This is a genomic window from Aphanothece microscopica RSMan92, from assembly GCF_046613545.2.
Classification (GTDB): Bacteria; Cyanobacteriota; Cyanobacteriia; order PCC-6307; family Cyanobiaceae; genus NIES-981.
Window position 1 is genome coordinate 22,077 of record NZ_JBKKKY020000032.1, and the last position, 8,367, is coordinate 30,443.

Annotated in this window: 9 protein-coding genes and 1 tRNA gene; 4 read left to right on the forward strand and 6 right to left on the reverse strand. The window is 71.8% G+C overall.

All coding sequences use genetic code 11. The features are described from left to right. Positions 1–47 precede the first annotated feature (47 nt). Positions 48–287, forward strand: a complete 240-nt coding sequence (locus ACLD7X_RS10140; RefSeq protein ID WP_412006736.1) for a hypothetical protein — start codon at positions 48–50, stop codon at positions 285–287. 3 nt (positions 288–290) lie between these two features. Here ACLD7X_RS10140 and fabG read toward each other — a convergent pair whose 3' ends face one another. Together fabG and ACLD7X_RS10150 are read right to left on the reverse strand one after the other, a co-directional pair. Beyond that, complete coding sequence (gene fabG, locus ACLD7X_RS10145) at positions 291–1,043, reverse strand: 3-oxoacyl-[acyl-carrier-protein] reductase (RefSeq protein WP_411423503.1); 753 nt, start codon at positions 1,041–1,043, stop codon at positions 291–293. Positions 1,044–1,107: 64 nt separating this feature from the next. Beyond that, on the reverse strand, positions 1,108–1,941 hold the full coding sequence (locus ACLD7X_RS10150; protein WP_411423504.1) for a glycosyltransferase family 9 protein: 834 nt from the start codon (positions 1,939–1,941) through the stop codon (positions 1,108–1,110). Positions 1,942–2,009: 68 nt separating this feature from the next. On the opposite strand from ACLD7X_RS10150, the gene ispD reads away from it, so the two are divergent. Then, entirely contained in the window at positions 2,010–2,714 is a 705-nt protein-coding gene (gene ispD, locus ACLD7X_RS10155; RefSeq protein ID WP_411423505.1) for a 2-C-methyl-D-erythritol 4-phosphate cytidylyltransferase, read from the forward strand. Position 2,715: 1 nt separating this feature from the next. Here the strand turns inward: ispD and ACLD7X_RS10160 are convergent, their stop codons facing one another. Continuing rightward, on the reverse strand, positions 2,716–3,654 hold the full coding sequence (locus tag ACLD7X_RS10160; protein WP_411423506.1) for a S66 peptidase family protein: 939 nt from the start codon (positions 3,652–3,654) through the stop codon (positions 2,716–2,718). Continuing rightward, the gene (locus ACLD7X_RS10165) at positions 3,651–4,700 is read right to left on the reverse strand and encodes a 4-hydroxybenzoate polyprenyltransferase (protein ID WP_425625169.1); all 1,050 of its coding nucleotides are present in this window, start codon (positions 4,698–4,700) and stop codon (positions 3,651–3,653) included. The genes ACLD7X_RS10160 and ACLD7X_RS10165 overlap by 4 nt, the downstream gene beginning before the upstream one ends. Here ACLD7X_RS10165 and ACLD7X_RS10170 point away from each other — a divergent pair. Then, positions 4,699–6,330, forward strand: coding sequence for a Ppx/GppA phosphatase family protein (locus ACLD7X_RS10170; RefSeq protein WP_425625171.1), 1,632 nt, complete (start codon positions 4,699–4,701; stop codon positions 6,328–6,330). The two genes, ACLD7X_RS10165 and ACLD7X_RS10170, sit on opposite strands and share 2 nt — an antisense overlap. On the opposite strand, the gene ACLD7X_RS10175 is transcribed toward ACLD7X_RS10170, so the two are convergent. Both ACLD7X_RS10175 and ACLD7X_RS10180 read right to left on the reverse strand, forming a co-directional pair. Next, positions 6,311–7,108, reverse strand: coding sequence for a helix-turn-helix domain-containing protein (locus ACLD7X_RS10175; RefSeq protein ID WP_411423509.1), 798 nt, complete (start codon positions 7,106–7,108; stop codon positions 6,311–6,313). The genes ACLD7X_RS10170 and ACLD7X_RS10175 overlap by 20 nt on opposite strands. Positions 7,109–7,298: 190 nt before the next feature. After that, positions 7,299–7,370 (reverse strand) — tRNA-Val (locus ACLD7X_RS10180). A 130-nt stretch (positions 7,371–7,500) separates the two neighbouring features. Here ACLD7X_RS10180 and ACLD7X_RS10185 point away from each other — a divergent pair. Further along, the coding region (locus tag ACLD7X_RS10185; protein ID WP_425625172.1) for an FAD-dependent oxidoreductase at positions 7,501–8,367 on the forward strand (867 nt) is incomplete at its 3' end.

Genomic DNA, 8,367 nt, shown 5'->3' on the forward strand with positions numbered 1-8,367 from the left:
GGGCCGATAGGGTCTGGCCAGGGTTCGCTGGAGCCGTCGAAGGAGCCTTGGAGGAGCTGCTGCAGTCCGCGCTTGACACGGCCGCCGGGGAATCCATCGTCATGGACCCCACCGGCAGCGCCAACGCCATGGTGTTCGTGCTGGTCACGGCCCTCGGCTTGCTGATGGCCCTGATCTACGTGCCCCTGCGCCTGTACCTCACCCTCACCGCCCGCAGCAGGCGGCTGCGGCTGCTGCAGCGCATCCGGCGGCTGCGGGAGGAACTGGCCCAGCCGATCGGCGGCTAGGGCTCAGCGCATCACCATGCCGCCATCCACCTGCAGCACCTGGCCCGTCATGTAGGCCGCGGCCGGGTCGGCGGCCAGGAACCGCACGGCACCGGCCACTTCACTCGGGCTGCCCATCCGTCCCAGGGGAATGGCCTTGAGGATCGGTTCCTTGTCGAGTTCGGCGGTCATGTCGCTCTCGATGAAGCCTGGGGCCACCGCATTGACGGTGACGCCCCGGGCGGCGAACTCGGCGGCATTGCTGCGCGTGAGGCCGATCACGCCGGCCTTGGCCGCGCTGTAGTTCGCCTGACCGGCGTTGCCGAACAGGGCCACCACCGAGGTGATGTTGATGATGCGGCCGCTGCGGGCCTTGAGCATCGGCCGGCTCACGGCCCGGGTGCAGAGGAAGACGCCGGTGAGGTTGAGGTCGATGACGCTCTGCCAGTCGTCGGTCTTCATCCGCATCAGCAGCCCGTCGCGGGTGATGCCCGCGTTGTTCACCAGCACATCCAGGCGGCCTTCCTTCTCAAGCACGGCCTTGACCATGGCCTCCACCTGAGCCTCGTCGGCCACATTGGCCTGGTGGGCCCAGGCCTGGCCACCGGCGCCCTGGATGGCCTCGACCACCGCCGTGGCGGCATCGGGGGAGCTGGCGTAGTTGACCACCACGGTGGCGCCCGCCGCCGCCAGTTCCCGGGCGATGGCGGCGCCGATCCCCCGACTCGCCCCTGTCACCAGGGCGACCTGACCGTCGAGGGACGTGGCGATGGCCATGGAACTGGGATGCGTCAGGGGCCGATCGTATGGCGACGCCCGGACGGCGCCTTCCCGGGCGGGCTCAGGCGAGGCCCAGGGCGGACAGGACTTCTGCGCTGGTCAGACCGTCGAGCTGACCGGCCCGGCCAAGGGCCTGGACACCCTGCCGGGAGGGCAGCGCCGAGGACGCCCGTCCGAGGGCCACCACCGGCAGACCCAGCAGAACCGCCAGCTCGATGCTGGCGGGATCGCTGGCCAGCACCACGTCCGCGTTGGCCATCCGCGCAGCCTGCTCGCGGATGGTTCCCGTGCCGCCCGCCAGCGTGCGCAGGTTCGGCAGGCTGCGGCGGATCAGGCCGGGGAGCTCCTGCCAGCGCTCCTGGGGCCAGTCGCCCTCGCCTCCGGCCGGGGCCAGCAGCAGCACCGGTCCGTCCCCCGAGGGCAGTTCGGCGGCCGCCTGACGCAACTCGGCAGGGGGGAGCGTGAGCCGGAAAACCTCGGCCTCCAGCCGCACGCCGATCGGCTGGAGCCAGGCCTCCCACGCCTGGCAGGGCCAGATCCCCTGCGGCTCCTTCACCCGCTCGGTGGCGGAGAACCCTCCGCTGGCGATGCGGCTGGGGATGTGGCTCATCGAGAGCATCAGATCCACCTGCCGTCCGCCGGCGCGGTTGATGCAGAGCTGGAAGTCGGGCTCGCGGATCGTGCCGAGCAGATTGGCCCAGTCGGCCAGGGTGCCGGCCTCGAAGTTGAACGGAACGGCGCGGCTGACTCCCGGATGGAGCCCCCAGAGGGGCACCGCCTCCGGTGGACAGACGATCTGGACCTGGGCCTGCAGCTGGTCGGCGACAGCGCCCACAGCGGGGAAGGCCTGGAGCTGAAGGCTGCTGTCGCCCGGGATCAGAAACAGGGCGCGCATTCAGGGGCAGGCACGGCGGCCTGATTGTATGGAGCCGTTCCGGACTGGCCTGTTCGCGGGAGACGCCTGTGCATCTGTTGATCGCCGCCGCCGGCAGCGGCCGCCGGATGGGTGCTGCCGGCAACAAACTGCTGATCGCCGTGGCCGGCAGGCCGGTGCTGGCCTGGTCGCTGGAGGCGGCCCTGGCCAGCCGGGCCATCCGCTGGATCGGCATCGTCGGCCAGCCGGTCGATGAGCTGGCCGTCCGGGCGATCGTCGCCGCGGCCCGCCCCGACCGTCCCGTGGTGTGGATCGTGGGCGGCGAGACGCGGCAGGACTCGGTGAGCCGGGGCCTGGCGGCCCTGCCGGCCGAAGCCACGGGGGTGCTGATCCACGATGGCGCCCGCTGCCTGGTGGAGCCGGAGTTGCTGGACCGTTGCGCCGCCGCGGTGGAGGCGGGCAGGGCCGTCATTGCCGCCACCCCCGTCACCGACACCATCAAGCAGGTGGATGGGGGCGGGGCCATCCTCGCCACCCCGGATCGCAGCGGCCTCTGGGCCGCCCAGACCCCCCAGGGATTTCCGGTCGCCCAGCTGCGCCAGGCCCATGCCACAGCGGCCCGGGAGGGTTGGAGCGTCACCGATGACGCGGCCCTGTTCGAGCGGCTGGATCTGCCCGTGGGGGTGCTGGAGGCGCCGCCTTCCAACATCAAGCTCACCACCCCCTTCGATCTCGTCGTGGCTGCCGCGGTGCTGGCCTCCAGGCGCGGTGAGCTCGCTGGACCGGAGCGGTGAGCTAACCCAGCAGCCGCAGCACGCCCGCATCGGCATCGAGCCGCGCTCGCCAGCCCAGCGGCAGCGCCCCGTTGCCGGGCTCATGGCCCACCGGCAGGCCGGCGAGTATGGGGATGCCCAGGTCACCCGTCCGCTCCCGAAGCACCTGTTCGAGGCTGAAGCGACGTGGCGGCCTGGCCTCTGCGGCGCTCTCCCCGGGCTCCGGGGCAGGACCGGGCTCGTCGCAGCCGCTGAACTGACCGAGGCCGATCCCGGCGAGCTGCTGCAGGGCTCCGCAGAGGCGCCAGTGGGTCAGCATCCGGTCGATGCGGTAGGGGGCTTCGCCCACGTCCTCCAGGATCAGGATCGCGCCCCGCAGGTCGGGCAGGTGGGGGGTGCCCAGCAGATGCGTGGCCACGGTGAGGTTGGCGGCCAGCACCGGGCCCTCGGCCACCCCGCCGCGCCACCCCAGCCCGACCAGATCCGCCACCGGTTCGCCGAACAGCAAGGCCCGCAGCCGCTCGCGGCTCCACGGGGGTTCCGCCGCCAGGGTGGTGAGCAGGGGGCCGTGCACCCCTCCTGCGTTGCCCTGGGCGAGCTGGGCCCAGAGCAGGGAGGTGACATCGCTGAATCCCAGCAGCCAGCGCGCCGGCAGCGCCAGGGGGTGCTCCAGCAGCCGGGCCGCGCCCCAGCCGCCCCGCAGGCAGGCCAGCAGCTCGGCCCCGACTTCGCCGGCGCGGGTCAGGTCCGCCCGGCGCTCCGCGTCCCTCCCGGCCAGGTAGCCCCAGGAGCGCTGGTGGAGAGGTCGGCGCTCCACGACCAGTCCCCAGCTCTCCAGCACGGCGATCCCGGCCTCGAGGCGGCCGAGGTCCGCCGGATCCGGCAGGGCCGAGCTGGCCGCCGCCAGGGCCACGCGATCCCCTTCCCTCAGGGGCCTGGGCTGGTGGGCGGGCAGGTTCACGGCAGCCGGCCCAGCACGAGGGCCAGCAGGAGCAACCCCCCCAGCCAGACCTGGTGGCTGAAATGGCGGCCGAAGTCGCCGCGGCCCAGGCCGGGGCGCCGCAAGCTCCAGCCCTCCCGAAGCATGCCCAGCGCGGCGACGGCGAAGACGAGCCAGCTCGCCGGGGCCAGACCCCTCAAACCAGCGGCCAGGGCGAGCGCCAGCGCCGTGGCCGCGTAGCAGAGGCTCACCACCAGGGGGGCACGCCGGCCCAGACTCAGGGCACTGCTGCGGATGCCGATGGCGCGGTCATCGTCGTGATCGGCCATGGCGTAGACGGTGTCGAAGCCGAAGGTCCACAGCAGGGTGGCCAGCCAGGTGAGTGCCAGTGGCCAGCCGCCCGCCAGCGATCCGGTGGCGGCGGCCCAGGGGATCAGCACCGCAAAGCCCCAGCAGAGGGCCAGCACCAGCTGGGGGTAGGCGAACCAGCGCTTGGCGGAGGGGTACAGCAGCACCGGGGGGAGGGCGGCCATCGCCAGGCCCAGGCAGAGCCCGCGGCTCTCCCCGGGGAGGCCCCACAGCACCACCGCCAGGCCCGCCGCCAGGCTGATCGCGAGCAGCATCAGGGCCTCCAGGGTTCCCACCCGCCCCGCCGCCAGCGGCCGGGTGCGGGTTCGCTCCACCAGGGGGTCGATGCGGCGATCCCACAGGTCATTGGCGATGCAGCCGGCGGCGCTCACCGCCAGGCCTCCCACCACGATGGCCGCCACCAGGGCCGGGGGGGGCGGCACCGCAGGCAGCAGCCAGAGGCTCCAGCCGGCCGGAATCAACAGGATCAGCCGACCGCTGGGCTTGTGCCAGCGCACGAGCTCGAGCCAGGCCCCCAGCCTGCTGACGACGCCTCCGCCCCCCCTGCTGCGGCCCGCTGGGCCGAGCTCCGCCTTGCCCATGCCGTCTCCCCCTTGTGACGACGCCCCTTGTGACGACGTCGGGGCGAAGGCTAGGCCTGCTGCCGGGACCGGCCGCGCCGCACCGGTCACCGGGGAGTGGCAAACTGACGCCGCCATGGCTGCCCTCAGTTCGATGGCCCAGACCCCAACCCCCCAGCGGGCAGATCGGCGGCGGGTGGCGGCCATCGACATCGGCACCAACTCGATCCATCTGCTGATTGCGGAGGTGGATGAGCAGCTGCGCAGTTTCTCGGTGCTGCTGGCGGAGAAGGCCACCACCCGCCTCGGGGAGCGTGACCCGGAAACGGGCGACCTCAGCGCGGAGGCGATCGAACGGGCGTTCCGTACCCTCCGCCATGACAGGGATCTGGCCGAGAGCCACGGCGTCGAGCAGATCGTCACGGCCGCCACCAGCGCCGTTCGCGAGGCCCCCAACGGCCGCGAGTTCCTCCAGGTCCTGCATGATCAGCTCGGACTGCCGGTGGAGCTTGTGAGCGGGCCCGAGGAGGCCCGCCTGATCTACCTGGGGGTCCTCTCCGGCATGGCCTTCGGGGACCATCCCCACATGATCATCGACATCGGCGGGGGCTCCACCGAACTGGTGCTCGCCGACGGTCGCGACGCCCGCACCCTCTCCAGCACCCGCATCGGCGCGGTCCGCCTGCAGCGGGAGTTCTGCCAGGTCGAGCCGTTGCCTCCCGAGCAGCGCTCCTTCCTCCAGGCCTACATCCAGGGAGCGCTGGACCCGGCGGTGGCGGAGCTGCGAAGGGCCCTGCGACCGGGCGAGGCGCCGCGGCTGGTGGGCACCAGCGGAACGGCCATGGCCCTGGCCGCCCTCGCGGCCGCCGAAGACGCCAAGCCCGCCCTGAAGCTGCAGGGCTACCGCCTGTCGAAGGAGCGGATCGACCAGCTCGTCGCCCAGCTGGTGGTGATGACCCCGGAGCAGCGCCGCGGCCTGGCGGCCATCAACGAACGCCGGGCTGAAATCATCGTGCCGGGATCCCTGATCCTGCAGACCGCGATGGGCATGCTCGGCGCCCGGGAGCTGATCGTCTGCGATCGGGCTCTGCGGGAGGGGCTGATCGTCGACTGGATGCTCCGCAACCACCTGCTCGGCGATCGCTTCTCCTTCCAGAGTTCGATCCGGGAACGCACCGTGCTGCACCTGGCCCAGAGCTATGGCATCGACCGGGACCGGGCCGATCGCGTCGCGGGCCATGCCCTGAGCCTCTACGACCAGACCCGCGGACTCCTGCATGACGACAGCGGCGACGGGCGGGCGCTGCTGTGGGCTGCGGCCCAGCTCCACACCTGCGGAAAGAGCATCAACATCTCGGCCTATCACAAGCACACCTGGTACCTGATCCGCCACGGCGAGCTCCTGGGCTATTCCGAACCCGAACATCTGATGGTCGCGGCCATCGCCCGCTACCACCGCCGCGGCCTGCCGAAGAAGCGGCATGAGTCCTGGCAGCTGATCGAAGGGCGTGAGGAGCGGCGCACGGTCGCTGCGATGGCGCTGCTGCTGAGGCTCGCCGCCGCCCTCGACCGGCGGCCGGCTGCGGTGATCGAGGCGATCCGTGTGCTGCCTGCCGAGGCGGGGGTGCTGGAGGTGGAGCTGATCCCGCTGGAAGCACCACCGGGCGAAGCTCCCGGGGAGCTGAGCCTGGAGCGCTGGAGTCTGCGGTCCTGCGCCGAGACCGTGGCCCAGGCCAGTGGGCTGGAGCTCAGGGTGCGGGAGCCCTGAACCGGTGCCAGGTCACCTTGTCAATGGTGCCCAGGGGTCTGGCTTGCGCTCCACCCACCGTCACGTCCACCAGATCGGGCCGGCCGGCGAGCACCAGCAGCTCCCCGTCCTTGAGCGGGAAGGTCTGTTCTCCCTCAAGGGTGCCGCGGAAGAGGCTGGTGCCTGAGCTGGTGCGGACCTCGATCCAGCTGGGCTGGCGGGCCTGAAGGCGCAGGGCGGCTGCGGGCGTCGCCGTTCCCGCCACCGCTGCTGTTGACGTCTCTGCAGAGGACGACTCTGCTGCTGGGCTCGCCGGTCTGCCGACGGGCTCCAGGCCAGCCGGCTGGCGTGGGAAGGGCAGGGCCAGCGGGGGCACCAGGCCCCGCTGCTGCAGCGCCACAGCGCCGCTGACCAGTCCGGCCGCCAGGGCCAGCCCTCCGAGCGCCCTGACGGGCACCCTGGTCCGGTCGTGGCGGGCCGGTCGGGACGACGACGCGGTGGGCGGACTGCCTGGGCCGTCGCGGTTGGGCCTGGCGGCGGCGAAGCCCTCGCTGCGGCGCAAGGCCAGGATCGGCCCATCGATGTCCACCCCAAGGCTGCAGGCCACCCGTCGGGCCTGGGCGATGACGAAGACCGGCTCCGGCAGGGCACTGCTGTCGGCGGCTTCAAGATGCTGAAGCTGCTCGGGTCCCATGTTCAGACGCCCGGCCAGCTCCTCGATGCTCAGACCCTGCTGCAACCGGGCTTCCTGCAGGCACTGGCCCAGGCGCTGCAGTTCCGGGTTGGGGTCTGCGCTCATGGGATCGTCAGGATCCAGGTGGAGAGGGAGGAGTTGGCTCTGCCGGCCAGGGTTGCAGCTCAGGCCCTGAAGCGCAAGCCGGAAGGGCTCCTCGCCGGGGGAGTGGCCAGGGCTTCGTGGAGGTGCAGGCCTGCTGGAATGGGCAGAGCGGCTGGGGGATGGAGGCCTGCTGGGGAGTGCAGGGTGGAGATGGGCGATACTGGATTCGAACCAGTGACCCCTTCCGTGTGAAGGAAGTGCGCTACCGCTGTGCTAATCGCCCGTCGGTCGGAAGGGTCCGTAGCGAACTGTCCCGACGCGATCGAGCTTAAAACACGGCCGGGGCCGCCTCCCGTAGCGGCGCCCCATCAGCTCCCCCATCGGCGAACATGGGCCCATCTCCGCCGGGACCTGTGAGCACAGCCGCTGACGCCAGCCCTGATCGACCGGCCTGCCCCCCGCCCGACCGTCCCCCGGCAGAGCCCTCCGGCAAGGCGCCAGAGCCCTCCGGCAGGTCGGCAGACCCCGCGCTCGACCCAGGCCTGGAACCCGGCATGGTCGATGTGCTGATCGTCGGTGGCGGTGTCTGCGGCACGGCGCTGCTGTTCGAACTCGCCCGCTACACCGACTTGAAGCGGATCGCGCTCCTGGAGCGCTACGACCGGCTTGCCGCAGTCAACTCCCGCGCCACCAACAACAGCCAGACCATCCACTGCGGCGACATCGAGACCAACTACACCCTCGAGAAGGCGTTGCGGGTCAAGCGGACCGCCGAGATGATCGTGCGCTACGCGGAGCTGCTCGATCCCCCGACTCGCGAGCGGTGTGTGTTCCGCACCCCGAAGATGGTGCTGGGCGTGGGGGAGACGGAATGCGCCTTCCTGCGGGAGCGCTTTCAGCGCTTTTCACCCCACTTCCCGGCGATGGAGCTCCTCGAGAAGGAGGAGATTGCGGCATGGGAGCCCCGGGTCGTCCTGGTGGACGGTGATCCCCGTCCGGAGGAGCTGGTGGCCATCGGCATCCGCAGCACCTACACCGCCGTGGACTACGAGGCCCTCACCGCTTCGTTCGTCGATCAGGCCCGGGCTGCGGCGGTGGAAACCGACCGGCGGGTGGACCTGCACCTCGGCACCACGGTCACCCGGATCACGCCCGATGGGGAGGGCTACCGGGTTGCGGTGGCGCCGACGGCCGGCTGCAGCGCTGCATCGGCCCTGCCCGCCGGCGAGATCCGGGCCCGCCATGTGGTGGTGAACGCCGGCGCCCACAGCCTGCTGATG